The organism is Pseudoalteromonas sp. DY56-GL79 (genome assembly GCF_041414765.1).
Lineage (GTDB): Bacteria > Pseudomonadota > Gammaproteobacteria > Enterobacterales > Alteromonadaceae > Pseudoalteromonas > Pseudoalteromonas piscicida.
Genome location: NZ_JANHZS010000020.1, coordinates 16,649 through 42,704, shown reverse-complemented (window position 1 = coordinate 42,704; position 26,056 = coordinate 16,649). Strand labels below are relative to the sequence as shown.

General features: G+C 43.4%; 24 protein-coding genes. 19 read left to right on the top strand and 5 right to left on the bottom strand.

Annotation, left to right across the window (positions count from 1 at the left end; translation table 11 throughout):
* Positions 1–2 precede the first annotated feature (2 nt).
* The 6 genes from NO992_RS15285 (at position 3) to NO992_RS15260 (ending at position 7,093) form a co-directional block, all read left to right on the top strand.
* Positions 3–1,658 carry a phytoene desaturase family protein gene (locus NO992_RS15285; RefSeq protein ID WP_371378585.1) on the top strand — a complete coding sequence of 552 codons (1,656 nt, stop codon included), beginning with the start codon at positions 3–5 and terminating at the stop codon, positions 1,656–1,658.
* A 24-nt stretch (positions 1,659–1,682) separates the two neighbouring features.
* Positions 1,683–2,219, top strand: coding sequence for a flavodoxin FldB (gene fldB / locus NO992_RS15280; protein ID WP_371378582.1), 537 nt, complete (start codon positions 1,683–1,685; stop codon positions 2,217–2,219).
* Positions 2,220–2,298: 79 nt separating this feature from the next.
* Positions 2,299–3,963, top strand: a complete 1,665-nt coding sequence (locus tag NO992_RS15275) for a phytoene desaturase family protein (RefSeq protein WP_371378579.1) — start codon at positions 2,299–2,301, stop codon at positions 3,961–3,963.
* Positions 3,956–4,921 carry a sterol desaturase family protein gene (locus tag NO992_RS15270; RefSeq protein ID WP_371378576.1) on the top strand — a complete coding sequence of 322 codons (966 nt, stop codon included), beginning with the start codon at positions 3,956–3,958 and terminating at the stop codon, positions 4,919–4,921. Before NO992_RS15275 ends, NO992_RS15270 begins: the two co-directional genes overlap by 8 nt.
* A 4-nt stretch (positions 4,922–4,925) precedes the next feature.
* Positions 4,926–6,305: an MATE family efflux transporter gene (locus tag NO992_RS15265; protein ID WP_371378573.1), complete on the top strand. Its 1,380-nt coding sequence runs from the start codon at positions 4,926–4,928 to the stop codon at positions 6,303–6,305.
* 2 nt (positions 6,306–6,307) lie between these two features.
* Positions 6,308–7,093: a thioesterase II family protein gene (locus tag NO992_RS15260; protein ID WP_371378570.1), complete on the top strand. Its 786-nt coding sequence runs from the start codon at positions 6,308–6,310 to the stop codon at positions 7,091–7,093.
* Here NO992_RS15260 and NO992_RS15255 read toward each other — a convergent pair.
* On the bottom strand, positions 7,088–8,392 hold the full coding sequence (locus NO992_RS15255; RefSeq protein ID WP_069022505.1) for a hemolysin family protein: 1,305 nt from the start codon (positions 8,390–8,392) through the stop codon (positions 7,088–7,090). The two genes, NO992_RS15260 and NO992_RS15255, sit on opposite strands and share 6 nt — an antisense overlap.
* Positions 8,393–8,552: 160 nt before the next feature.
* On the opposite strand from NO992_RS15255, the gene NO992_RS15250 reads away from it, so the two are divergent.
* Positions 8,553–9,161 (top strand): hypothetical protein, encoded by a 609-nt coding sequence (locus NO992_RS15250; protein ID WP_371378567.1) that lies wholly within the window; start codon positions 8,553–8,555, stop codon positions 9,159–9,161.
* Between the two features lie 216 nt (positions 9,162–9,377).
* Here the strand turns inward: NO992_RS15250 and NO992_RS15245 are convergent, their stop codons facing one another.
* The 3 genes from NO992_RS15245 to msrA all read right to left on the bottom strand — a co-directional run bounded on the left by NO992_RS15245 (position 9,378) and on the right by msrA (position 12,232).
* Positions 9,378–9,599, bottom strand: a complete 222-nt coding sequence (locus NO992_RS15245; protein WP_017217510.1) for a DUF3955 domain-containing protein — start codon at positions 9,597–9,599, stop codon at positions 9,378–9,380.
* A 130-nt stretch (positions 9,600–9,729) separates the two neighbouring features.
* Positions 9,730–10,686, bottom strand: coding sequence for an MBL fold metallo-hydrolase (locus NO992_RS15240; protein WP_371378564.1), 957 nt, complete (start codon positions 10,684–10,686; stop codon positions 9,730–9,732).
* A 253-nt stretch (positions 10,687–10,939) separates the two neighbouring features.
* Positions 10,940–12,232, bottom strand: a complete 1,293-nt coding sequence (gene msrA / locus NO992_RS15235; protein WP_371378561.1) for a peptide-methionine (S)-S-oxide reductase MsrA — start codon at positions 12,230–12,232, stop codon at positions 10,940–10,942.
* A gap of 180 nt (positions 12,233–12,412) precedes the next feature.
* On the opposite strand from msrA, the gene NO992_RS15230 reads away from it, so the two are divergent.
* From NO992_RS15230 to asnB, 8 genes are all read left to right on the top strand, one after another.
* Positions 12,413–13,723 carry an MFS transporter gene (locus NO992_RS15230; protein ID WP_371378557.1) on the top strand — a complete coding sequence of 437 codons (1,311 nt, stop codon included), beginning with the start codon at positions 12,413–12,415 and terminating at the stop codon, positions 13,721–13,723.
* A gap of 86 nt (positions 13,724–13,809) precedes the next feature.
* Positions 13,810–15,324, top strand: a complete 1,515-nt coding sequence (locus NO992_RS15225; protein ID WP_371378554.1) for a leucyl aminopeptidase — start codon at positions 13,810–13,812, stop codon at positions 15,322–15,324.
* 142 nt (positions 15,325–15,466) lie between these two features.
* Positions 15,467–16,117 (top strand): 5-oxoprolinase subunit PxpB, encoded by a 651-nt coding sequence (gene pxpB / locus NO992_RS15220; RefSeq protein ID WP_371378551.1) that lies wholly within the window; start codon positions 15,467–15,469, stop codon positions 16,115–16,117.
* Positions 16,111–17,049 carry a biotin-dependent carboxyltransferase family protein gene (locus tag NO992_RS15215; protein WP_371378548.1) on the top strand — a complete coding sequence of 313 codons (939 nt, stop codon included), beginning with the start codon at positions 16,111–16,113 and terminating at the stop codon, positions 17,047–17,049. Before pxpB ends, NO992_RS15215 begins: the two co-directional genes overlap by 7 nt.
* Positions 17,042–17,800 carry a DUF969 domain-containing protein gene (locus NO992_RS15210; protein WP_371378545.1) on the top strand — a complete coding sequence of 253 codons (759 nt, stop codon included), beginning with the start codon at positions 17,042–17,044 and terminating at the stop codon, positions 17,798–17,800. The genes NO992_RS15215 and NO992_RS15210 overlap by 8 nt, the downstream gene beginning before the upstream one ends.
* Positions 17,797–18,807 (top strand): DUF979 domain-containing protein, encoded by a 1,011-nt coding sequence (locus tag NO992_RS15205; RefSeq protein WP_371378542.1) that lies wholly within the window; start codon positions 17,797–17,799, stop codon positions 18,805–18,807. Before NO992_RS15210 ends, NO992_RS15205 begins: the two co-directional genes overlap by 4 nt.
* The gene (pcp, locus tag NO992_RS15200) at positions 18,807–19,469 is read left to right on the top strand and encodes a pyroglutamyl-peptidase I (RefSeq protein WP_095728947.1); all 663 of its coding nucleotides are present in this window, start codon (positions 18,807–18,809) and stop codon (positions 19,467–19,469) included. The genes NO992_RS15205 and pcp overlap by 1 nt, the downstream gene beginning before the upstream one ends.
* Positions 19,470–19,657: 188 nt before the next feature.
* Positions 19,658–21,328 (top strand): asparagine synthase B, encoded by a 1,671-nt coding sequence (asnB, locus tag NO992_RS15195; protein ID WP_371378539.1) that lies wholly within the window; start codon positions 19,658–19,660, stop codon positions 21,326–21,328.
* A gap of 51 nt (positions 21,329–21,379) precedes the next feature.
* On the opposite strand, the gene pssA is transcribed toward asnB, so the two are convergent.
* Positions 21,380–22,705, bottom strand: a complete 1,326-nt coding sequence (gene pssA / locus NO992_RS15190; protein ID WP_253107529.1) for a CDP-diacylglycerol--serine O-phosphatidyltransferase — start codon at positions 22,703–22,705, stop codon at positions 21,380–21,382.
* Positions 22,706–22,991: 286 nt separating this feature from the next.
* On the opposite strand from pssA, the gene trxB reads away from it, so the two are divergent.
* From trxB to infA, 4 genes are all read left to right on the top strand, one after another.
* A complete protein-coding gene (gene trxB, locus NO992_RS15185; protein ID WP_017217521.1) occupies positions 22,992–23,945 on the top strand; it encodes a thioredoxin-disulfide reductase in 954 nt (317 codons plus the stop codon).
* A gap of 89 nt (positions 23,946–24,034) precedes the next feature.
* Positions 24,035–24,751, top strand: coding sequence for a leucyl/phenylalanyl-tRNA--protein transferase (gene aat, locus NO992_RS15180; RefSeq protein WP_305776247.1), 717 nt, complete (start codon positions 24,035–24,037; stop codon positions 24,749–24,751).
* Complete coding sequence (locus NO992_RS15175; protein ID WP_010372445.1) at positions 24,744–25,475, top strand: arginyltransferase; 732 nt, start codon at positions 24,744–24,746, stop codon at positions 25,473–25,475. The genes aat and NO992_RS15175 overlap by 8 nt, the downstream gene beginning before the upstream one ends.
* 302 nt (positions 25,476–25,777) lie before the next feature.
* A complete protein-coding gene (gene infA, locus NO992_RS15170; protein ID WP_002962494.1) occupies positions 25,778–25,996 on the top strand; it encodes a translation initiation factor IF-1 in 219 nt (72 codons plus the stop codon).
* Positions 25,997–26,056: the final 60 nt, after the last annotated feature.

Sequence of the window (26,056 nt, the reverse complement as noted above, 5' to 3'; positions counted from 1 at the left end):
TTATGACCACACAAAGACAATCTATGATCATCATAGGTGCCGGCATGGGTGGACTCTCAACCGGTAGCTATGCACAAATGAACGGCTACAAGAGCGTGATCTTAGAACTGCACGATATTCCCGGCGGCTGCTGCACATCGTGGGAACGCAGAGATTATATTTTTGATTGGTGTATTAGCTGGCTTCTGGGCAGTGGCTCAGGCAACGGCATGAATCAAATCTGGCAAGAGTTAGGTGCGCTGGATGATAAAGAAATTAGAGACTTTGAAATCTTCAATTCAGTTATTGATGAAGAATTAGGAGAAGTACATTTCTACGCAGATCCAGATAAACTTGAAGCCCACCTCTTGAGCATTTCTCCCGCTGACAAGAAACTCATCAAACAATTTTGCGATGGCATTCGCGAATTCGTCAAAATGATAGACGCTTATCCTTTTCTGGTGCCAGTTGGCATTATGTCACGCTGGCAAAAGCTAAAAATGATGTGGCCGTTTATCAAAAAATTTAATTTAATCCGCAAATCCATGGCGACATTGATGTCGGACTTTGCCGCTAAGTTTTCACACCCGCTGCTGCAAAAGGCATTTAACGTTATCTTTTATGAGCAACATCCTAGTTTCCCGCTATTACCTTTCTACTTTAATTTGGCCTGCGCGGCGAAAAAAAATGCAGGTGTGCCCGAAGGTGGCTCCTTAGGCCTCGCACAATCGATGGAAGCAAGATATAAAAAGTTGGGGGGTGACATCATATACAACACCCGAGTACACAAGATCTTGGTCGAAGACAACAAAGCCATCGGTGTCGAGCTCAGCGATGGCCAAAAAATGTATTCTGATATCGTGATCTCAGCATGTGACGGTACGGATGTGGTAAAAAACATGCTTGATGGTCAGTATTCCAGCCCAGTGTTAGACAAGCTATACGACGAGTTAAGGGAGACCGATGGTCAAATGTTCCCAGGATACGTCTCTGTGTTTTTGGGGGTAAACAAAGACTATACCCATCAACCCCATTGCCGCACCCACTTGTTAGATCAACAAGATCTTGTCCACTGCCCTGGTATGACGCACCCGGGGATCAATGTGCAGGTGCGCAATGTACACTACCCGCATATCGCCCCAGAGGGCAAATCCGTGCTTTATATCACTTACTTCTCAACCTATGAGCCGTGGGCTGAATTAAATAATTTCCAAGAAACAACGGCGACTAAACGCCATCACACTAGAGTCAAGCGTAGCGTTCAATATCGCCTCGCTAAAAAAACCTTAGGTGAATTTATAATCGATAAGCTCTCCACTCATTTTGAGGGACTAAAAGAGCATATCGAATATATCGACATCGCGACCCCTTTGACCCAAGTTCGCTATACCCGCAACAGCAAAGGAACGGTATTGGCGTGGCAGCCCTTTTTGGAAAGTGGTGAAAGTTTAGAAGATGAAATAAATGCCAACGGGACAACGGGACTGCCCGGCCTTAATAACTTTTATATGGCTGGTCACTGGGTGACAACGGGCGGGTTGATCCGTGCTGCAGCTACAGGCAGACATGTCCTGCACTTTGTATGCCGTGATGATAACAAGCCGTTTCAGGCTTGGATCGGTGAAAACCCACTACACCAACCTCAATCTTATAGCGAACAAAAGCAGCATGTTGCTTAACCAAGAGAATTAAAAGGAAATATTATGAGTACTCGTATTGGCCTATTTTATGGCAGCACAACAGGTAACACTGAAGCCGCAGCAGAATTAATAAAAGCAAACCTAAACCAGTTTACCATTGACCTCTTTGATATAGCAGACACCGAATTAACCTTAACCGAGAATTATGAGTTTTTGATTTTTGGTATTTCAACGTGGGAATACGGTGGTTTACAGGATGATTGGGAGTCACGTTGGGAAAGCCTAACACAGCAAGATTTCAGCGGAAAAATCGTGGCCATCTTCGGTCAGGGCGATCAAGTTGGTTATGACGAGTGGTTTCAAGACGGTATCGGCATCTTACACGATAAACTAACCGAACAAGGCGCCACAGCAATTGGTTACTGGCCAAATTCAGGTTACCACTTCACCAAATCGAAAGGGCTAAATGAAGACGGCAGCGAGTTTCTCGGCTTGTCGCTTGATGATGATAACCAACCAGAACTCACCGAGCAGCGCATCAACGACTGGTGCCAAGAGATTGCCGTCGTGCTTCAAGAGCTTGCCTGCGAAACAGCTTAAGACGCACTTTGTGTTTTCGCTCGACGGGCTAATTTGGTATTTAAAATGGCTTGTCGAGCATCATTAAAAGAACAAAACTATGTCCGAACAACAAAAGTCTGTGATTATCATTGGTGCTGGCATGTCGGGTCTTGGTACCGCTGCTTATAGTCAAATGAATGGCTATCAATGCACCGTCTTCGAACTGCATGAAACGCCGGGAGGGTGCTGCACCTCATGGCAACGAAAGGAATACACTTTCGACTGGTGTATCAGCTGGTTAAACGGCACGGGAACCAACAACGAAATGGCAACCATCTGGGATGAGCTAGGCTGCCTTGAAAATGTACCTATTTACAATACTGAGATATTTAACTCAGTCGTCACGGCGAACGGCGAAAAAATCCGCTTTTATGTGGATCCAGACAAGCTAGAGTCCACCTTGATTAAGCGCTTTCCTGAGGATAGCAAACTAATCATTGAATTGTGTGAACATATCCGAAAACTGCGCAAGTGTATGCCTTATTTCCCTTTTCTTAAAAGTGGTGGTTTGATGACATGGTGGGAAAAAAGCAAAATGATGTGGCAATTGCTGCCCTATATGCGCACCTTTATGAAAACGCTTGCTATCACTATGGACGACTTTTCTAAGCGTTTTTCAAATCCCACGCTTGCTGAAGCACTCAACTGGATTATTTTTGACCGCCATAGCGAGTTGCGATTAATGCCCTTTGTCTTCAATTTAGCTTGTGCAGCAAACCAAAATGCAGGGGTGCCGAGTATTGGTTCATTAGGTCTTGCGAAGCGATTGGCAAATCGGGCAAAAGAGCTAGGGGCGACCATTCATTACAAAAGTAAAGTGGAGCATATTCTCACCGACAATAACCGCGCAGTTGGTGTGCAACTAGCCGATGGCTCTGTCTATTACGCTGATTACGTTGTCGCCAGTTGTGATAGTTACAAACTCACTCGTAAGATGTTGCAAAATCGCTACCCTCACCCTGTACTGGATAAGCTATTCACAAAGTTAGAAGAAGATGCAAACAGCGTGGTATTTCCGGGCTGTGTCGCGGTATTTATTGCCGTAGATGCAGACTATTCCGACCATGACCCTTATACCTCATACTTATTACCCGAATCGATTTCGCGCCGACTGGTCGGTAATTATCATAGTGGGATCGGTGTGCAAATCCGCAATACGCTATATCCAGATCATGCACCAAGCGGCAAGTCAGTCCTTTACGTCACTTATTTATCAAAAAGTGAGGCATGGCAAGCGATGGAGCAAAACGTTGTGCAATCTACCTCTTCAGGGCAAAGTCGTAATCCATATACACGTAAACGCCGTTCACCCGAATATAAGCAAGCAAAGAAAAAAGTGGGTCAGGCAGTAGTCGAGTTCCTTAACCAATATTTTGAAGACCTTACTGACAAAGTTGAGTTTATAGATGTTGTAACGCCATTAACCAGTGAACGTTATACCGAGAACCACAATGGAACCGTTTTAGCTTGGCACCCTTTTGCGCCACTGACAGAAGAATTAGAGAATTACCAAATCAAGCATGGTCCCACCTTCCCGAACCTAGACAACTTTTATTATGCTGGGCAATGGAGTACATTTAGCGGCGTAACACACTCAACGGCCAGTGGCCGCTATGTTGCGCAATATCTTTGTCGACAAGATAAAAAACCATTTAGGGTCTGTTATCCAGAACAGCAAAATCCACAGCCGCACCTCACTAATGAGGCAGACAATTATGCCTAGTCCAATCAAAAACCAACTTCGTAAGCTTTGTGCATTTATCTGCTACCCTTTAATCGTTTTGATCCTTATTGGTTACAGTATCTTTGTCTTGCAACAAGACATTGACCTTGGATTAGCGGCATTCTCCAGTGTGCTCATCATCATTGCCTATTTTATTATCATGGAAAGACTAAACCCGTTTAAAACACAATGGCATCCCAGTAAAAAGGAATGGAGCAGAGATGGCTTGTGCTTTATTCTTGTCATCGTATACGGGGCGTTTAGCGAGACACTAGTGCGAGTGATTGCACTCCAGCTCGCTCCTATCGAAAATACATTGAGCTTGGCACAAAATGCCATTCTAGCCATTTTCGTCGGCTCGTTTATCGGATATTGGCTACATAGGTTAGAACATCGTCACCTGTTTCTTTGGAGCTTTCATGGGATCCATCATCGGCCTAACAAAGTCACGGTAAGTAATAACTCTGTCGTTCACTTTTTGGAAGTGTTTTTGAGTGCGCTAGTTATACAAACCTCATTTCTATTGCTGGGTTTCTCAGCTGAAGGGATGTTCATTGCCGGTCAATTTACAGCACTGCACGGATATTTCATTCATGCCAATGTAAATGTTCGTATGGGATGGCTAAACTACATTGTGGCAACACCAGAGCTCCATCGTTTCCATCATAGCGTTGAATTGAAAGAGGCTGGAAATTTTGGCTCTGATTTGAGTCTTTGGGACCAGTTATTCGGGAGTTTTTTTTACCGCCCAGATAGTAGTCCAATTCAAGTTGGAGTTACTAAGCCATATTTATTTCCAAGTGCCTTTGAGGTTGCCAAAGGAATTCTTCATCCATTTCGATGGTTCATCAGTAAACGTGGAAATAGACCAAGATACACCAAATCAACTCCGCTACCTCAAGAATATGACATCGAGTCACGTTCCACTCCCTCAACAGTAGATATTAGGAAAAGGTAGCTGCATGAAAGATCTAACTCAAGGTTCCTTACCTAAGCATCTAGTAGCTATGGCGCTACCCATGTCTATTGGGATGTTTGTGCAAACACTTTATGTGCTTACCGATCTCTATTTTGTTTCAGACTTAGGCAGTGCTCCAGTCGCAGCGCTCAGTTTAATTGGCAATATCATGTTTTTGATTTTCGCCGTGAGCCAGATTTTGAATGTCGGAACGGCAACATTAGTTGCGCACGCGGTAGGAGAAAAGGATCAGTCCAGCGCCAATCTTGTATTTAACCAAGCATTATTCGCTTCCGTGGCACTTGGTACCATCTTGTTACTAACTGGTATCTATGGCATCAAATCTTATCTGCACATCACGAGCGAAGATCCCGCCACCACAGAGGCAGCATTAAGCTACTCATACTGGTTTTTACCCTGTTTAGTGCTGCAATTTATTATGACTACAATCGGTGCTGCACTGAGAGGAACTGGTGTTGTAAAGCCAATGATGATCGCGCAAATCGGCTCTCTTATTATTAATATTATTCTGTCTCCCATCTTAATCTCGGGATGGCTATTAGGTATAGAAATGGGCATTGCAGGTGCGGGGCTGGCCAGTTCCATTTCTGTTGTGATAGCCGTGCTGTCACTTTGGTTTTATCTCAATTACGACAAACGTTATTTGGTGCTAGATAGCCAATTGTTTCTAACGTTTCATCGCCACACCATAAAACGGCTATTTTCTGTAGGGTGCCCAGCAGGTGCTGAACTTATTCTGATGTTTGTTTATATGTCGACAACATTTTGGGTATTAAAAGATTTTGGCACCGATGTACAAGCCGGATTTGGAATTGGCTCGAAAGTGATCCAAGCTCTGTTTTTGCCCGTGATGGCCGTCGCATTTTCACTGCCTGCAATAGCAGGACAAAATTACGGCGCAGGGAACTTCAAACGATTTAGACAGGCATTCTATTGGTCTCTGGTCGCGACGTGTAGCTTGATGTTGGGAGTTTCCTTACTCGCAGCACACTTAGGAGCTCAACTCGCCATGCCATTTTCAGAAGACCCACAAGTCATCGAACACACCCGTTACTTTCTATATGGCGTCGCTTGGAGCTTTATCGCAACGGGGGTTATTTTCACTTGTTCGGGATTGTTTCAAGCCTCAGGTAATACGTGGCCACCACTTTACAGTAACACCACAAGGTTATTTACCTTTGTTCTGCCAATCATTTGGTTAGTAAAACAACAGCAACTTACGATTACGGAACTGTGGTATATCACGGTGTTAAGTGTGGTAGTTCAAGCCCTCGTGAGCCTTACGTTTGTGGCTTTCTCGCTACGCGCGACCTTCAAACTGCCAGCCACTTTCACAGCAACTAAAAAGAACCTATTGAGTTAACAATGAGCCAAGTCGCATTACAAACATGTAGAGACAGCATAGATTCAAAATGGCTAGTTTTATTAAATAAGCCTCACACCATTCGCAAACAACTCATTTGCTTTCCTTTTGCTGGCGCAGATGCAGCTGTTTACCAAAACTGGGTAGGAAAACTGCCAGAAGATGTCGCTTTATATGCTCTCCAAGCACCCGGGCGAAAGGAGCGAAGTCATGAAGCTGCCATTGATAATATTCATACCTTGGTCGCAGCAATAGCATCTATTTTGAGCGAAGCAACGCCATTACCCACCATTTTTTACGGTCATAGCAATGGCGCTTATATTGCGTATGAGCTTGCCCTAGCACTTCAACATAGCAGCTGCAATATAGTTAAACACCTGTTTATTGCTGCAAGGAAGGCACCGCAATATGCAATAAGAAAATCCCCCTACCATACTCTTGACGATAAGAAGTTCATTGCGGCGGTAAATTTAATGGGCGGTTTACCACCGGCTTTGCTCAATGATATCGAACTGCAACAACTGATGCTGCCATCGTTAAAAGCGGATTTTAAGCTGGGAGAAACCTATCAATACGACTCGGCTTGTAAACTCGACGTGCCTGCAACCGTGTTATATGGTACTCGGGATAAAGCAGCAACAGGGACGGATATGCACCATTGGGAAAGCTGCTTTAAACAAGGTATCACGCCTAAAGCGATACCTGGACGGCACTTTTTTATGCTGGATTCCTCGGCTTTGGTGCTAAAAGAAATCAACGCGGTGTTAGAAACACTGAGCCCCTTATAGTTGGGGCTCTTTGGTTACTTCAATTTGCCTAATGGCCAATCCTTGAATTTCTATTACTTTAAACTTAAAGCCATCAACTTCTAACGCCTCTCCTTCGACAGGAAAATGCTTTAGCCTGTGGATCACAAAACCGGCTAAGGTTTCTATGGCTTCAATCGGTTCAAACTCGTACTCAATCACCGAAGCTTGAAAGTCCTTAATCGACATATCACCCTGCACTAGCCATCGGGTGTTATCCTTTTGTCTAAATTGGGCTTCTATTGCTTGGTCGTCTTTCAGTGCAATTAAATTCAAGATACTGGATAACGTTACCATCCCAACCACTGTTGAGAATTCATTGATCACCACCGCACAGTTGCTTTCATGACTTTTCAGCCCATCTAGCGCATCGGAAAGGCTTAGAGTATCAAGTAAAATGACCGGCTTATGGAATTCTTGTTGTTGACCATCCAATAACGGCTTTTTAGCCAAAATATTACTAAGCAGTTGTTTGGCTTCAGGTGCAGCTATCACTTTGTCGAGCGAGCCGTCACACAGCAGATACTGTTGAAAACTGTGCGCTTGAATTAACGTGCTCAGGTTTTCTTCTGATTCTTGAATGTCTAACCACACGATTGCATCGCGATTGATCATCGCTTGGGTAATATTAGTCTGGTTAAGGTCGAGCACATTGCCAATGATATTGTACTCATGCTCGCACAGTTCACCCTGCTCAGCACTTTGATCAACCACCGCATAAATATCATCACGCGTGACTTGTTCGTCACGTTCATTTGGTAAATTGAATAGCTTTATAATCCAATCAGCAAACACGTTAAATAGCCAAATAATGGGCTTAAAAATCCATACACTGGCAAGCATAAGATGGATAAATCGCATCGCGATAGTTTCTGGAATGACCATGGCTATTCGTTTTGGCAATAAATCAGCAAACAATACAAATAACGATGTGATCAGTAAAAACGACACCACTGTGGATATTTGCAATAACATCGAGGCATGAGCCGCAACATCGGCAAACATAAAACTTGCAACCCAGTTTAGTAGTTGCAATACATAAGGGGTAAACACCGACTCACCTATCATACCCGCAACAATTGCCAAGGCATTGAGTACCACCTGTACCGCAGCAAAAAACTGATGCGCATTGGCTTGCAAATATAATACTTTCTTGGCTCTAACGTCACCAAGATCAAATAAGGTTTGTAATTTAACTTTGCGTGCCGCTGCCAATGATATTTCACACAGCGCGAAAACTGCACTCAAGCTAATGAGTAACAACACCCAAAAAAAGTCCACAGATACACCTAAAAAAGAAAGCGAGAATTCGACGCGATGTATACGCCTATTTTATGACTTTAGCAATGTAATTCGCGTCAAATAATTAAATTTTTGTTGCCAATCTAGTACCGATTATCGTACTGTTCGCGACGAATAAAAAATACGTCAAGGAAGGAAAATGACAAAAATGATACACACCCTCAAATTAGCCCTACTCACAACGATATTGCTCTGCTTTTCAACAGCATGTTCAACCTATCATGAGATCACTAAAACCACGTCTTATCAAGATGAAATCTCGACCTTTTTAAAAACTGAAGACGGTAAACATCTCATCTTTGTTGGAAAAGAGCATCATTACATACTGCGTACTGATCCCACCTTAGCCAAGCTACTCGATAGCCCGTTTTTGGCATTTATCTCTCTTGAAAGAAATGACTTTCACATCAGTTCAATGCGAAGCGTAGAAGGAAGGGTTGATATTCTATTAAGTCCTAATACACCGAACGAGATAAAAGCAAAAGCCCAAGACTATGGTTTTAAGTCTGGTCGTGTTTCTGTCAAACTTGTTGGTGATAGATATGATAATCGGGACCTGAACTTTGCTCACTTCAAACAATTTGAGCACCCACTCGTAATCCACTTTAGCGTTGCACAAAGTTTTTCAGAAAAGGCATCAGCAGCGATTACGACACCACTAAGAGATATCGCAGAAGGCGCTATTTTCTTATTAGCTGTCCCTGTCATTGCAATATTATGCATGGGTGAAAAAAGGTGCTTACACTAAACACTTTACGAAGGCTAAATTCAGCCTTCACATTATCTTTTCGCTGAATACCCTAACTAAATCATCAATATCTTTGGCAAAGTACAAAAATGTAGTGCCATAAAAAACCACTCTGAAAGATATTTCCATGATAATAATTCAGGTCAAGCTCATCTATCTCTGTCGGTGTAATCCCGCAATGTCAGTGATTACATTACTGATTGAACTAAATTCGCTTCACTTGTCCGTGTACTGAACTTTCCTATGTTTAACGAAAGTGATAACCAAAGTCACCAACGCCAGTAGCTGGAAAAGCCAAAATAGCGGAATAAATCCAAATGGCTCAACTAAGAAACCATTCTCATCAATGTATGAATCGGTGAACTCATAAGCAAGTAAACACAAAATCCCACTGATACAGCAAAGAGCACTTATTTTATATTTACGGAGAAAACTCATCGGAACCTCAATCTTTGAATATCGAAAGTGTTGGACATTTTATAAGCGCATTTGGTTCACCAACACTTGGTAATACATTATCTCCCGATTTATCTTTTGCCTGACGAACGATACAGATAATTACATTGGCTCAACGGGCGATATAGCCAGCCTTTACGCCCTCACTTAAAGTAAAGCTGTCCCCCACAGAGCCCACCACCATTTGCTTACGGTTTGACTTCATCAATTCACGCAGCACGTATAGCGAGTTAATACCAGTACAATGTGCCCCCATCATATTCTTTAAGCCAAACTGCTGTAATTTACCTGCTGTCCATGCCAAGTGTTTATCATCCGCATTCAATAAATGGAATCCGCCTATCGCCGTCGTAATATCTGTGGGGTGGATCGTTTTTACTATGTGTTCCATCGTGTTTATGATGCCCGCATGCCCACAACCAGCTATTAATACAAAACCATCTTTGGTATTTATCACCAATGACATATCTTCTGGAATGTTATCTTCTATATGGCCGTGCTTACCTTCAATTTTGCTATTTCCACTCCAGTTATGTTCGGGGTGGACGCGCTCAACATTGCCTGTTAACCAAACACCTGGGTAAATTTCTTGTGCCTCACTGTACTGTTTGAAAATCACATCTTGTTTTTCAAGCGCGAGCCTCATCGCGTGCATGCGGTTTTCTCTACCTGCACGTTTTGCGAAAATACCGTGACCAACATGAATGCGAGACATTGCTTTTGCATTCTCTTTACTCAGCTCGGTCCTTAACGTTTCTAGTCCGCCGGTGTGGTCGCCATGATTATGGCTTAAAATTACGTCTTCTACATCGGACAAATCGATCCGTAAGTCTCGCGCATTTTGCAGCACCGTTTGCGGCCGATTACCAGTATCAAAAAGAATTTTTCGGCCGTCCACTTCAACTAGTGCTGCATATCCCCATTCGCCAATGCCACGATCCGCAAGCATGGTCGACAGCGTAGTGATTTTGAGTGCTTTGACTTGGTGAGGAGTTTCATTGGCAGCCGCTGTCGGTACCGTAATGAGCCACCACAAACAAATTAGACACAGAATATGTATACGGTGCATAAGAATTCCTTTTGCGTATTTTGAAGTTAAGTGTTGACGAAACTAACTGGGTATTGAATAAAAATCAACCTGTTACCATATTAGCCTTGAGCCAATTTAGTATAAATGGCCACATGAACGACAGATCAAATTTTAGGAGGAAGCAGCCAAAGTACCACTTTGAAAAGTTAACATGTTCTCTTAATACACAAAAGTAACTTCGACTTTGGTTTATGTCTGCCTGCTCAGCAAAAGGTGACTTTAGGCGTAATACCTAAAGCGCCTCCCTTGCTTTAAACTCAAGTACTTGGGCATTGATACAATAGCGGTCTTGACCCTTTGACCCTTCATTTTTAAATACATGGCCTAAATGAATGCCACTGCTTTTTGAGCGTATTTCGGTTCTCACCATTCCGTGGCTTAAATCTTTGTGATAGGTCACGCTGTCTTTTACTGGATGGGTAAACGACAACCACCCAGTGCCTGAATTAAATCTATCTCGGGTGTCAAAAAGAACCTTGCCACTTAATTTATCGATAAATACGCCATCTGGTGTGTTTTTAAAGATATCATACTGCTTGCAAAATGGTCTTTCTGTGCCTTTTTGAAAGGCAATGTCAAAAGCTTCTGAACGACCTAGCTTAAAAGCACCGAGTGCCTTGTAAAACTCTTCTCTCGCCATAAAACCTTGAAAGCCAAGGGACTCAACACCATTTTCAATAAATAAGATCGTTGGCGTCGCCCAAGTCGCGGTTTTTATCATTAACCCCTCGAGTTGATCTGCATAGCGAAAATGAAGTGGGATATCACCTTGATAGTCGTTTAACACCTCTTTTTTTAGCTTTTCACAATAAGGGCAATAGCTTTTAGCATCAACAATCACAATATGCTTACCTTGGGCTAGCATAGTATTATCTGTTTTATCTTTCGCCACCTTTTCAAAGGTCACTCCCGTGCTGTGATCTGGGCAGTATCCCTTGGGATTCTTGGTTAAGTAGTTTTGATGATACTCTTCTGCTGGATAGAATTTTCTAAGCGGCTTAATCTTGGTTTGAATGTCGCCATAGCCTTGCTCAGATAATAAATGTTGATACTGCGCTTTTAATGTGTGGGCCTTGTCACTTTGTTGATCGTCAGTATAGAGAATGATCGAACGATACTGCGTTCCAACGTCATTACCCTGACGATTTCTTTGGGTTGGATCATGACTTTCAAAGTAGTACTTTAGCAGCGCATCGGTGGTGATAAGATTTGCGTTGTAAGTTACCTTTACCACTTCCGCATAGTTGTCTTCATCAAAGCGTCGGCTCGATTTAATGATTTCTCTATAACTTGGCTTAAACCCTTTACCGTCTGCATAACCAGACTCAGCATCTATCACGCCCGTCATTTTCTCATAGCGTTTTTCTGGACCCCAGAAACAACCAGAGCCCAACACTAACGTTTTAATATGGTTACTTGCGCCATCTACTTTAGGCTTGGGCATATCTGTCCCCGCGAGCGCAGATACACCCACACCTAACATCATGATAAACCCTATCGATGCGGCTACCTGTAATGTTCTCATTACTACCCTCTCAATACTGTATGTCACAACTAAGTATGATTATCACTTCATACTTATTGAACTTAATATGATTTACTGCGTATTAAATGAGACCGTCTAAGGTTAATTATCATTTCATCTAAAGTCGTTCATGATAGTGAAGTAGTGCTGTCTGCAAAACTGCAATATAAAGGAATAGGTGTGAGTAAAATAAGTGAGAATCTCTATCAAAAGCTAACCAATGATGACGAAGCGCGTGCCTGTAAAGCAATTGATGATAAGGCGTGTAAAGAAGTTCCCGGTAACTACGTGCTTATTTTATTGAGTCAACTATTTAGTCAATTGGGAGATGCCCTACTCAATCCAAAGATCACACTACCTTGGCTGATGCAATCACTCGGTGCTCCCGCTTATTTGATATCGGCTCTGGTCCCCATTCGCGAGTCCGGTTCACTGATCCCACAATTGTTTATTGGCCAATGGGTGCGTAAGCACGCTAAACGAAAGTACCTTTGGTCTTTCGGCGCACTTACTCAAGCTACTTGTGTACTGCTTATGGCACTGCTTGCATGGCAACAAACTGAAAATCAATTGTACGCTTGGTTGGTACTTGGATTGCTGGCGATTTTTAGCATCGCTCGCAGCTTAAGTTCTGTGTCGTCAAAAGATGTCATAGGTAAAACTATCCCTAAACAAAAGCGCGGCCAGCTAAGCGGCCAAGCCGCCTCTGTCAGTGGACTTATAACTGTTACATTTGGTGTTGGGCTTTTTATCGCTGCCACTCAAGTAAACAATGTCAACTTTGTGATCACACTGGTACTGGCTGCAATCTTTTGGCTGATAGGTGCGTTAACGTTCTCAAGAATTAAAGAATATGAAGGCGCCACCGAAGGCAGTGAAAACGGATTAGATAAAATAAAGCAAGATTTCACGCTGTTAAAAACAGACCCAACTCTGAAAAAATTTATCTTTGCGCGTGGGCTTTTGTTAAGTTCCGCGCTTATTCCGCCCTATTTCACCGTGCTGGCGCAGCAGAATATCGGCAACGGAGCATGGGTGTTGGCAGCTTTGTTAGCGGTGTCTGGGCTTGCTAGTTTAGTCAGTGGGGCTTTTTGGGGTCGTCTTGCCGATCAATCAAGTAAACACGTGATGATGTATGGCGCTACAATCACCGTTGCTATCACTGCAATACTACTGGCAACTGCTTTATTTTATTCTTCACTGCTAGAAACAATCTGGTTCATTCCACTTTGCTATTTTGTTATTGCTATCGCTCACCAAGGCGTGCGCGTGGGCCGCAAAACCTACGTGGTCGATATGGCTGAAGGAAACAAACGCACCAGTTACGTCACGCTCAGTAACACAATTATCGGTATTGTGCTTTTATTAACAAGCGCACTTGGTGTCATTGCCTCGGCATTTTCAATTAATGTGTTACTTGCACTCTACATTATGATCACGATATTAGGCATTGTGCTGACAAGCCGCTTACCTAATGTCACTGAACGGTAAAACCTGTTACTTCACCGACAAATTGTGTCTAAATTTCTCTGATTAAGGTAAAAACGCCGCAATTTTAGTTATCTGAGGATAAGATTATGTCATTGACTACGCGTTTTTCTGCTTTAGCGCTGGCGGTTGCCAGCATGACTTCTGCAAATGCCGCTGACTTTGAGTTCAATACCAAGCTTGCAGACGCTGATGCACTGGTAATTTTTCAAGCTGGTGAAAGCCAAAGTAGCCTAAAGTTCCTTGATAAAGACACTCGCAAACAATTGGAGCGCGCAATTGCTGCGGAAGACTTTAAAGGGGCGTATGGCAAAACAGTTGAAGTACTGGCGCCAATAGACTCTGATTATAAGCGTATCTTCATTGTTGGTTTGGGTGACACAAGCGCACTCGACGCGAGCAAAATGACCAAACTTGGCGGTAATTTACACGCTGAATTTGAAGGTAAGAAGCTGGAGAATGTTGCAGTTGCATTCGAAGACGTTGAGGGAGCGCTCTCAAATGCAGAACTAGCGGCACAATTTGCACACGGTGCAAACCTTCGTGACCACACCTTCGAAGTATACAAAAAAGAACCAAACACTTTTAACGTAAGCTACCACTTCGACGTTGCCGATAAGCAAGCAACACAGGCTCAGTATAAAGCACTACAACACATTCAAGCTGGCGTATTTTTAGCGCGAGACTTAACCTCTGAAGTCGCAACAGAAATGACCCCGGTTGATTTTGCAAAAGCAGCAAAGGAACTTGAACAATATGGCGTTGAAGTAAAAGTATTAGCACCAGCTGAACTTAAAGAGCTCGGCATGGGCGCACTTGAGGGCGTTGGCCGTGGTAGTGAGCACGGCTCTCGTTTAGTTGTTGCACACTATAAAGGTAACAACGAGACACCAATTGCCCTGATCGGTAAAGGAATTACTTTTGATTCTGGTGGTTATAGCATCAAAACCGGCGCGTCGATTGCACGCATGAAATCTGACATGGCGGGCGCGGCTGCCGTGCTTGGTACAGTAAAAGCAATGGCACTGAGCAAAGCAGACGTAAACGTGGTCGCTGTGATGGGGATGGCAGCAAATATGGTGTCTCAGTATGCAATCGCACCGGGTGATGTACTGCGTACTGCAGAAGGTATTAGCGTAGAAGTTGTCAACACAGATGCTGAAGGTCGTTTGGTGCTGTCTGATGCAATGTGGTATGCACGTAAACATTACAGCCCTGAGATCATGATTGACGTCGCGACATTAACTGGCTCTAAAATTGGTGCTGTTGGTAACGAGTATTCAGCAATTTTCTCTGAAGATGATAGCTTAATTACAGAATTTACCAACGCAGGTAAAGTTGTGAACGAAAACGTCTGGCGTCTACCGCTTGGCTATAAAGACAAACTAAAATCAGACATCGCCGATTTCCAAAACGTAGGTTCAGGTGGTCCTGGTGCAACAACTGCTGCGACTTTCCTGCAACAATTTGCTGGTGACACCCGTTGGGTTCATATCGATATTGCCGGTAACGCACTTTCAAGCTCAGCCAAAGACGAAGTACCAACTGGTGGTACAGGCTATGGCGTTCGCCTTCTAAGTCAATGGCTATTAACTGCTAAATAAATCCTCAGATTTTAAGCCGTGTTTAAGCACGGCTTTTTTGTAACTGCAACAAAACGGCAACTGATAGCAATAACTTCGTTTCAATTGCGAGGTGTGTTATAAGAATTATAACGTTTACCAAAGCAACCAACTGTTATTGCCTATGTCCGATGTGAGTTGTTATCTATTAGGTGAGCAAGCAATTGTTGTAAATACAACATGTTTGCCTGATAGCAAAAGTCCAATTAATCAACGATTATTCGCCCTCAAGAAATGGCTTGATAGTAGCGGTGATTTTATTGATGTGGTGCCTGCCAAGTCTTCCGTTACTGCCTATTTAAAAGACCCCCGTAAAGCCGATGCGTGGCAACACAAAATCCAAGCACATTGGCAAGACCTAGAAATAGCAGAGGTAAAGCCAACACACCATCATATTGAGGTGTTTTATGGCAAAGAATTCGGACAGGATTTTGAACGCATAGCGGACGAATTACAACTGACACCAAAACAGCTTATCGAGCTGCACTCAAGCGTTGATTATCAAGTACAATTTATTGGCTTCTTACCCGGTTTTGCTTACTTGTCAGGGTTACCAGCTGCGCTTCAATTACCCAGAAAATCCACACCAACTACCAAAGTCCCCAAGGGCAGCATTGCCATCGCAGACAGCTACAGTGCAATTTACCCGAGTCAATCTCCTGGTGGCTGGCATTTAATTGGACAAACTAACACTACGCTATTTGACCCAAATTCTGCATCAGCAAGCTTGCTGCAACCGGGAGATATCGTGCGTTTTGTGGAGAAATCATGCTAGAAGTTATTAAACCTGGGCCACTTTCAACTATTCAGGACATTGGCCGTCAAGGACTTCGCCACTTAGGAGTAAGTCAAGCAGGTGTCATCGACCCTGTTGCGCTTAAACTTGCAAATACACTCTTGTCAAATGACGACGATAATGCAGCTATTGAAGTGACCATTGGCTTATGCGAGTTTCACTTCCACGCCCCCACTAACTTTGTTATCGCGGGGGCAGATCTCAATGCCGCTTTAAACGATGAAGCGATATACCCTTGCTGGCGCTACAGCGCTAAAGCTGGAGATAAGCTGACATTTAAACAAAATCGCGATGGTTTACGCGCTTATTTGGTGGTCGAAGGTGGATTTACCAACATAGACAAGCTGCTTGGGAGTTATTCAACCGATCTCATGGCAAGCTTTGGGGGTATATGCGGCCGAGCTCTTAAACAAGGGGACAAACTATGCTACACGCCGAGCACTGCCAAAGGCGCCGTTGGTGGTCTACAGCCCAGTTATGAAAAGCTCATTCACTTTATCCCAGGCCCGCATCTCGAGTTAATTTCCAAACAGACACTGAGTGTATTAAACGACACCATTTGGAAAGTAAATCCCAGCAGTAATCGTATGGGTATTCGCCTAAGTGGCCATAGCAGCCTAGTGCATGCACATAATATTGCAACCCAAGCTGTCCACCCTGGAGTCATTCAGCTGCCCCCCAGTGGCGAGCCCATTATCCTATTGAATGACTGCCAAACCACAGGCGGTTATCCAATTATTGGTACCATCATTCAAGCCGATATGCGCCACTTAAGCCAATTGGGCGCGGGTGATTGTATCCATTTAAAGTCAATATCCCTTATAGATGCAGCAAAGGAGTCTCACCGAGTACAGGCGCATCTCAATCAGCTAAGGTTAGCGCTTAAAAATAAAGAACAACAAAATGACTGAGCTAAATCTCCTCCCCCTCTCGGGCATTGCCGTGATTGTTATTGGCTTTGCTCTGAGGTTTAATCCCTTATTGGTTGTCACCTCGGCGGGTCTAGTTACTGGTTTTGCCGTTGGAATAGACTTTGTCGACTTAATTGCCACCTTTGGCGAAAAGTTTATGAACTCTCGCCAGCTTGCAAGTTTTTTACTTATCTTACCCGTGATTGCAATTTTAGAACGTTACGGCTTACAGCAACGAGCTAAAGCTTGGGTTGCGGGCATAAAAGGGGCGACCACTTCTCGAATTCTAAGTATGTATTTTGTTGTCCGTGAGTGCTCAGCTGCGCTGGGATTAATCAATTTAGCTGGCCAAGCGCAAACCGTTAGACCACTGCTTGCTCCGATGGCGATAGGCGCTGCGGCAAACCAATACGGCGACCTGCCACAAGATGTAAAAGACATGATAGGCGCACATGCTGCCGCCTGCGATAACATCGCCGTGTTCTTTGGCGAGGATATTTTTATCGCCTTTGGTGCTGTACTACTGATGGATGCATTTTTAAAAGAAAACGGCATTGCCGGAATTGAACCGCTGCATATCGGACTTTGGGCAATACCAACTGCAATTGCCGCGCTCATTGTTCATCTCTTTCGTTTAGCGCGATTTGAAGCAAAAATCCGGGCAGAAATTGCGCGCTGTCAGCAGCAACAAAGCGAAGATGAACAAACACCTAGTAATACAAATTCAGCGCTTAAGGAGGAGCCATTATGAGCTTAATGAACACTTCTGACGCGCAATCCAGCCTACTTTCAATTGACAACATCTATTTATTGATTGGTTTTATTGTGATGTTTCTGGTGGTAAAAACGCTACAAGATAAGGCCCATCCTAAGCGCCTCACCACCGCCCTATTTTGGTTTTTATTTGGCTCTGTTTTTATCTTTGGCGATGCTTCTATCACATTGATTGGTGAGCGAAATACTTATTTATGGATTGGCATCAACGTGATGATCATCGCACTGCTTGCAGGCATGAATATGGTTTCCATGGGAAATTACGAAATGCCGTGCGAACGAGCCAAAACAGAAGATGCAAATCGGTTTGGTAATAAATTGTTTGTTCCTGCTGTACTTATTCCAATCGTTACTGTTATCTGTACTATCATCTTGAGTGAGATCCAGCTCGGCGACTTTTATCTATTCGATCAGGATCACGTAACGCTTTCAGCACTGACACTCGCTTGCACCATCGCATTACTGGTGAGCTGGAAAATAACCAAAGGCAGTCCACTACAAGCACTTTCTGAGTCTCGTCGCTTGGTCGACTCAATAGGCTGGGCAGCAATATTGCCACAGATGCTTGCAATGCTTGGCGGCGTATTTATCGTCGCCAACACAGGCACTGCAATCCAAGACTTAGTGACATTATTTATTTCGCCAGATAACCGTTTTATGCTCGTTGTACTGTATTGTGTGGGCATGGCACTCTTTACCATGATTATGGGCAATGCTTTTGCCGCATTTCCGGTAATGACGGCGGGTATTGCGCTGCCATTTTTGATCCAAGGGCACGGCGCTGACCCTGCACCGCTTGTCGCAATTGGCATGTATTCGGGTTATTGTGGAACACTGATGACACCGATGGCCGCTAATTTCAACATAGTGCCAGCGGCACTGTTAGATTTAAAAGATAAATACCAAGTCATTAAAGTGCAAATACCAACCGCTATAACGTTATTGGCGATTAATATTTTTCTTATGTACGGAGTCGTTTTTTAATGTCCAGTTACAGTAAACCTTGTGTCCTCGTGACTGGGTTCACCCCATTTGGTGGTGAGTCCATCAACCCTTCATGGCAATTAGCTCAGCTATTAGAAGGTGAAACCATTGAAGGCCACCTGATCCACACAAAAGAGTTACCTTGTGAATTTGACAAAAGTATTGAGTCTTTAACACAAGCGATAGATAAATATCACCCAAGCATCGTGATCTGTGTAGGCCAGGCAGGTGGACGCTGTGATATCTCCATCGAACGCATCGCGATTAACATCAACGATGCCAGAATAGCCGACAACGCCGGAAACCAGCCGATAGACACACCAGTCGTTACACACGGGCCCGATGCATACTTTGCCTCTTTACCAATAAAAAGTATGCTAAGTAGTGCGCTTCAGGCGGGGGTTCCTGCAAGTATTTCTAATACTGCCGGTACTTACGTGTGCAACCATGTGATGTATGGATTACTGCACTATCTTAGTACACATGACTTAGCGTGCCGTGGTGGCTTTGTGCATATCCCATACTTGCCCTCCCAAGCGGCGCACCACCCTGGTGCGCCCAGTATGGACATCGACACGCTAGTTAAAGGAATAAAAATCCTATTAACCAGTGCCATTACACAAAAGCAAGATATTAAGCTTGTCGCTGGAACGACACACTAATAAAAAATGCCCCACAATGGTGCAAGTTTGCACCATTGCACATCACAAAAAATTCACATTTTCTCTATTTCATTGTGTGACTTATCAAATTATTTTTGGTAGAACTTAAACTATCTCATGGTAGCTATGCTTCCGTGAGCAATAATAATTTGTTGATATTATCAACACATCAATAGGAATGAGGAAATATGTGTTCAATTTTCGGCGTACTTGACATCAAGACCGATCCCCTTGCACTTCGCGAGCAAGCGATCGAAATGTCAAAAAAACTAAGACACCGAGGCCCCGACTGGTCAGGGGTCTATTCAAGTGAAAAAGCCATTTTAGTTCATGAGCGTTTAGCTATTGTCGGCGTTTCTAGCGGCGCACAACCATTATTTAACCCTGAAAAAACACATATTTTGGCGGTAAATGGTGAAATTTATAATCATAAAGAGCTTGCAAAAGCACTGACCGTTCCATTTGAATTTCAAACAGAGTCAGACTGTGAAGTGATCTTGGCGCTATACAAGCAAAAAGGCCCTGAGTTTTTAGATGATCTCAATGGAATTTTTGCATTTTGTTTGTACGATGAAACGGAAGATGCCTTTTTAATTGGTCGTGATCATATCGGTATCATTCCACTTTACACTGGCCGTGATCAAAGCGGTAACCTCTATGTAGCCAGTGAAATGAAAGCGCTCACACCTATTTGTACACAAATTGAAGAGTTTCCTCCTGGCCATTATTGGTGTTCAAAAGAAGGGGGTCCAAGAGAGTATTACCAACGCGACTGGCAAGCGTTTAGTGCCGTAAAAGACAATGAGGCCAGCCCCGAAGCGGTTAAAAATGGGCTAGAAGCCGCAGTAAAACGCCAATTGATGTGCGATGTGCCGTATGGCGTGTTGTTGTCTGGTGGTTTAGATTCTTCTGTGATTTCCGCTATCACACAAAAGTTTGCAGCAAAGCGTATCGAAGATGATGATGCTTCCGATGCTTGGTGGCCAAAACTTCACTCATTTTCCATTGGCTTGGAAGGTTCACCCGATCTCGCTGCAGCACAAAAGGTAGCGGATAAAATCGGCACAGTTCACCATCCCATTCACTTTACCGTACAACAAGGGATTGATGCCCTTAAAGAAGTGGTCTATCACCTAGAGACCTACGATGTCACAACCATTCGCGCTTCTACTCCTATGTACCTCATGGCACGCTACATTAAAGCAATGGGCATTAAAATGGTGCTATCGGGTGAAGGGGCCGATGAACTATTTGGCGGCTATTTGTATTTCCACAAAGCACCAAACGCTGAGGAGTTTCACAATGAGCTAAACCGAAAGGTCTCGAAACTTCATATGTTTGATTGCTTACGTGCAAATAAGTCGATGGCAGCTTGGGGGGTTGAAGCACGTGTTCCTTTCTTAGATAAGGAATTTGTCGATATTGCTATGCGTACTAACCCAGACTATAAAATGTGTAAAGATGGCCGTATCGAAAAACACATTATCCGTGAGGCGTTTGATGGCTATTTGCCCGATGACGTATTGTGGCGTCAAAAAGAGCAATTTTCTGATGGCGTAGGCTATAGCTGGATCGATTCACTAAAAGAATATGTCAGTCAGCAAGTGAGCGACTCGGATCTTGAAAACGCCCACTACCGCTATCCAATCAATACACCTGATAGCAAAGAAGCCTATTATTATCGCACCATTTTTGAGTCGCATTTCCCAGGAGAAGCGGCAGCTAAGTGTGTTCCTCACGGCAAGTCTGTGGCGTGTTCAACGCCCGAAGCGCTTGCTTGGGACGAGTCTTTCCAGCGCAATGCCGATCCATCAGGTCGCGCAGCAAGCTCACACAACGAAGCATATAATCAAAAATAAGAAAGTAAAAAAGGGACGCTCGTCCCTTTTTTAAAATTATCAGTTCTTGCGTTAAATAAAACGCTTGATGATAAAGTCGACTTTCACACGCTTAGCCTGGCCAAGGAGCTTTTTCACAGGTGCTGGATAATCCGCTAGTGTCTCGAGATCATCGTGGCTTTCAATGCGACGGCAATGTTTTAAGATCTCTTGCTTTTCTAACTCAATTTGAGGCAACAACGCTTTGTCGGGATCTTCTATTAGAATGCCATTTTCAATATCTAAGCCCCACGCCCTTGGGTTGAGGTTATGACCACTCATTAAATGCGTATCGCCATCTTTGCTCACTCCTTTCAAGTGGAACGAGTTGTTGCCATCTTGCCACAGATACACATCCAGCAATCCGGCAGTGATGAAGCGGCGTTGCGACTTGATGAATTTATACAAAATGGTTTCGTACAAATAAGGAAGCGCACCAATTCGGCTAAATGGCTGCTCTGGACTGATATAGAAATCATTTGCAGTTTTATCCCCCACCACTATTGTTACCTTTTTACCTGTTTTCAGCAAACGACGTAGCGAGCGAAGTAAAGGAGCCGGAAAATTGAAGTAAGGGGTGTAAAGTACTAACTCTTGTTCTGTGGTATCGAAAAGCGCCTTAATAAGACGATTTAGCTTATTAGTTCTACGACCGAAACCTAAAAATGGACGAACCGTTAGACCTTCCCGACTATTCGCCTTTGAAATATCATAACTGGCCTTTTTCAACTGTTTCATCAGCTGTTTTTGATCAGTACGAATGTCGAGTAAAGTAGGTAGTGGACGGATGTCGAGTCTAGGTACTGCGTCGGACGCTATCAGCACTTGATCGGTAAAGTGGCAAAAGCTATCTGCGAGCTGTGCTTGTTTAATCACAAAATAGCGATCTAGGCGGTATTTTTCATCATGATGCAAGTAGACATTATTTAAACTAGCACCGCTATAAAGCAGGATGTCGTCAATAACAAAGCCTTTTAAATGCAACACACCAAAAAGCTCTTTTGCTTTTACCGGCACACCATACACTTCGACTTGAGTGCCCAGCAGCTCTTTTAAATCACAATATAGCTTGGCATTGCCTTCTGACTTTTCAGCACCAATGAGGCCGCGTTGCGCACGGTGAAAATCAACCAACACTTTTACCGTTAAGTCTGGATTTTGCTGTGCAGCCTCGTGCAATGCGTGCAATATCTCGCGACCCGCCTCATCATCTTGAAGATAAAGTGCGGTGATATAAATACGCGTTTTTGCCTGTGAGATCAGTTGTAAAAGCGTCTGATGATATTGCTTAGCATCAGTTAACACCTCACAATCTTGTGCACTTAACCCAAAGCCTGGGGTATTCTGCCAAAATGCCATATGTACCTTTTCAATTAGGCTATCAACTCTTGATAGCAAAACAAAATTCTCTAAAACATATCAAAAAAAAAACCTGAGGTCATGAAATACTGCTGTTTTTTGTTAGTACTGAACAAGATTGCTCAATGTGTAGTCTATTTAAAACAAAACAGTACAAATTTTTTGACAACTTGCCGATTTATACCAAATCAGATTACGGTTTTTTATTTACTTCCCTATTGAATTACATAGAATCGAACAAACTTTTGCTTAATAGCATTTTTTAGAATTTAGTTAGGAAAATTACATGAGCGATGCAAAACACTGCAAACTGTTGATTTTAGGTTCGGGTCCTGCGGGCTACACTGCCGCGGTATACGCAGCACGAGCAAATTTAAACCCAGTATTAATCACAGGTATGCAGCAAGGTGGTCAGCTAACTACAACAACTGAAGTCGAGAACTGGCCTGGTGATGCACATGGTTTAACGGGTCCAGCTCTTATGGATCGTATGAAAGAGCATGCAGAGCGCTTTGAAACTGAAATCATTTTCGACCACATCAACAAAGTTGACGTGACGAAGCGCCCTTTCACACTCACTGGCGATCAAGGTACTTATACTTGTGATGCGTTAATCATCGCAACAGGTGCATCAGCAAAATACCTTGGTCTTGAGTCTGAAACAGCGTTCCAAGGCCGAGGCGTATCTGCTTGTGCGACTTGTGATGGATTTTTCTATCGTGGTCAAAAGGTTGCGGTTGTTGGCGGTGGTAATACCGCGGTTGAAGAAGCACTTTACCTATCAAACATCGCTGAAGAAGTACATGTTATTCACCGCCGCGATTCTTTCCGCAGTGAGAAAATTCTTGCCGATCGCCTAATGGATAAAGCAGCGAACGGTAATGTTGTGTTACACCTAAATCGCACACTTGATGAAGTGCTAGGTGATGATATGGGTGTTACTGGTATTCGTATCAAAGATACTGATTCCGAAGCGACAGAGCAACTTGATCTTGCTGGTGTTTTCATTGCGATTGGCCACAAACCAAACACAGATATGTTTGAGGGCCAGCTAGAGATGAAAGATGGTTATTTGGTGGTGCAGTCAGGCCTAAATGGTAACGCAACACAGACCAGTGTTGAAGGTGTATTTGCAGCAGGTGATGTGTCTGACCACATTTACCGTCAAGCAATTACCTCTGCTGGTACAGGCTGTATGGCAGCACTAGACGCAGAGCGCTTCTTAGATAGCCAAAAATAATAGATAAATGGGTCGGTCTTGACTGACCCTCTTCCCTCCTTGCCTTAATTTGCTATATTGAAATAAATAACAATCTTGTAGTTTGTTCAATGATCCAACAACTGTTCCATCTCGCCCGCGATGACTTTCGTTTTCCACCAAATCACTATGCCTTGTCTGAACCAGATGGACTGCTTGCTATTGGTGGTTGTTTACAAGTAAAACGACTGAAGAACGCGTATGCCAATGGGATCTTTCCTTGGTTTAATGAAGGTGAGCCAATTATGTGGTGGAGCCCAAGCGAGCGCGGCATTTTGGAGCTTCAAGATTTTCACTGTGGTAAAACACTAAGAAAAGCCCAACGTAAACTCAGTCCAACCGTCACTATCAATACCGCCTTTTCACAAGTGATTGAAGCTTGTAGAAATCAACGAATGGCCGCTGAAGGAACTTGGATCACAAATGCGATGTTGGCTGCGTATCAGCAAGCGCACATTCAGGGATTAGCACATAGTGTGGAGATATGGGATCGAGGCAAACTCGTTGGCGGGCTCTATGGCATCATGCAGTCTGGTGTATTTTGTGGTGAATCTATGTTCCACACCTTACCTAATACGTCCAAAATGGCGATGTGGGCACTGGTAAATTGGCTCAAAGCCCATCAGGCACATTTTATTGATTGCCAACTCGAAAATCCTTATTTAACAAGTTTGGGATTAAAAGTTGTACCAAGGAGCGAGTTTTTGACTAGACTTAAATTGGCGGATCGATTTGAGATCCCATCATCAATGTGGCAGCCTCAGGAGTTGAAAGCTATCTATGAATGAACACTTTCCTTCTAAAATCGGACTGAGCCAACAATTTAGTTGTAGTTATTTACCTGAGCAGAAGGAACAGTTACTGGTTATTCTAGACCCAAATTGTTACAGCCCAGATAGATTTGAACAATTGTTAGCATTAGGGTTTCGCCGCAGTGGAGACCAGATTTATCGTCCACACTGTCCCGCATGCTCAGCTTGTCAATCAGTAAGAGTGTTAACTCAAGAATTTAAACCGAGTAAATCTCAAAAACGCAAACGCAATAAATTAAAGCAAGATTATCAGCTAATTATTAGCCACCAGGAGCGTCCTGAATACTATCCGCTATACGAAAAATATATCAGTCTACGCCACAGCGATGGCTCTATGTACCCACCTAACCGTCTCCAGTACGAAAGCTTCTTATTTTGTCGTTGGATGAACATTATCTTTATCGAGCTATGGCACAAAGATAAGTTAATTGCAGTAGCCGTCACTGATTCAATGCCTTATTCATTGTCTGCTATTTATACCTTTTTCGATCCTGAGTATGAATCACTAAGTATCGGCACTATCATGATCATGGCTCAGCTCGAACAGGCAGCGAAACAGAATAAACCGTACTTGTACTTGGGTTATCAAATCGACGACTGCAAGAAAATGCGTTATAAAACCCAATTTGTTCCAGCACAAAAGCTAGTTAAAGATATTTGGCAAGATATTGATCCGGATGCCTCACAACCTTGTGCTTAGTACCTCTTTCCTGCATACGTTTGCTCAAATGCAGGAATACACCTCCTTTTACACCACAATTATCCAATAGCATGGACAAAAAACATGCGTTACTAGCAGACTTTCCTATGCTAGAATATCGCCCTTGCCTATCAACAAGGCTCCAGATTTTGAAATGCGTTAGGAATAGAAGCAAAAAACTTTGGTAAAACTGGCTGAATAAATGACCAAATTAACAAAAAATCAGCTTGTAACTTTACTTATTCCCCGCTTTTGGGCAAAATCTGCATCGTTTAATTTAACCAAGAGGTGATACGCTACACATGGCGAAAGAAGACGTAATTGAAATGCAAGGCACGGTCCTTGACACGCTACCAAACACAATGTTCCGTGTTGAACTAGAAAATGGTCACGTGGTTGTTGCACATATTTCTGGAAAAATGCGCAAAAACTACATCCGTATTTTGACTGGTGACAAAGTTACTGTTGAAATGACGCCTTACGACCTATCAAAGGGACGTATTGTCTTCCGTGCTCGTTAATCTGCGTGTGTAGATTTATACTAAGTTGATGCCGTAAACTCGTTGATACCCAAGCGACTT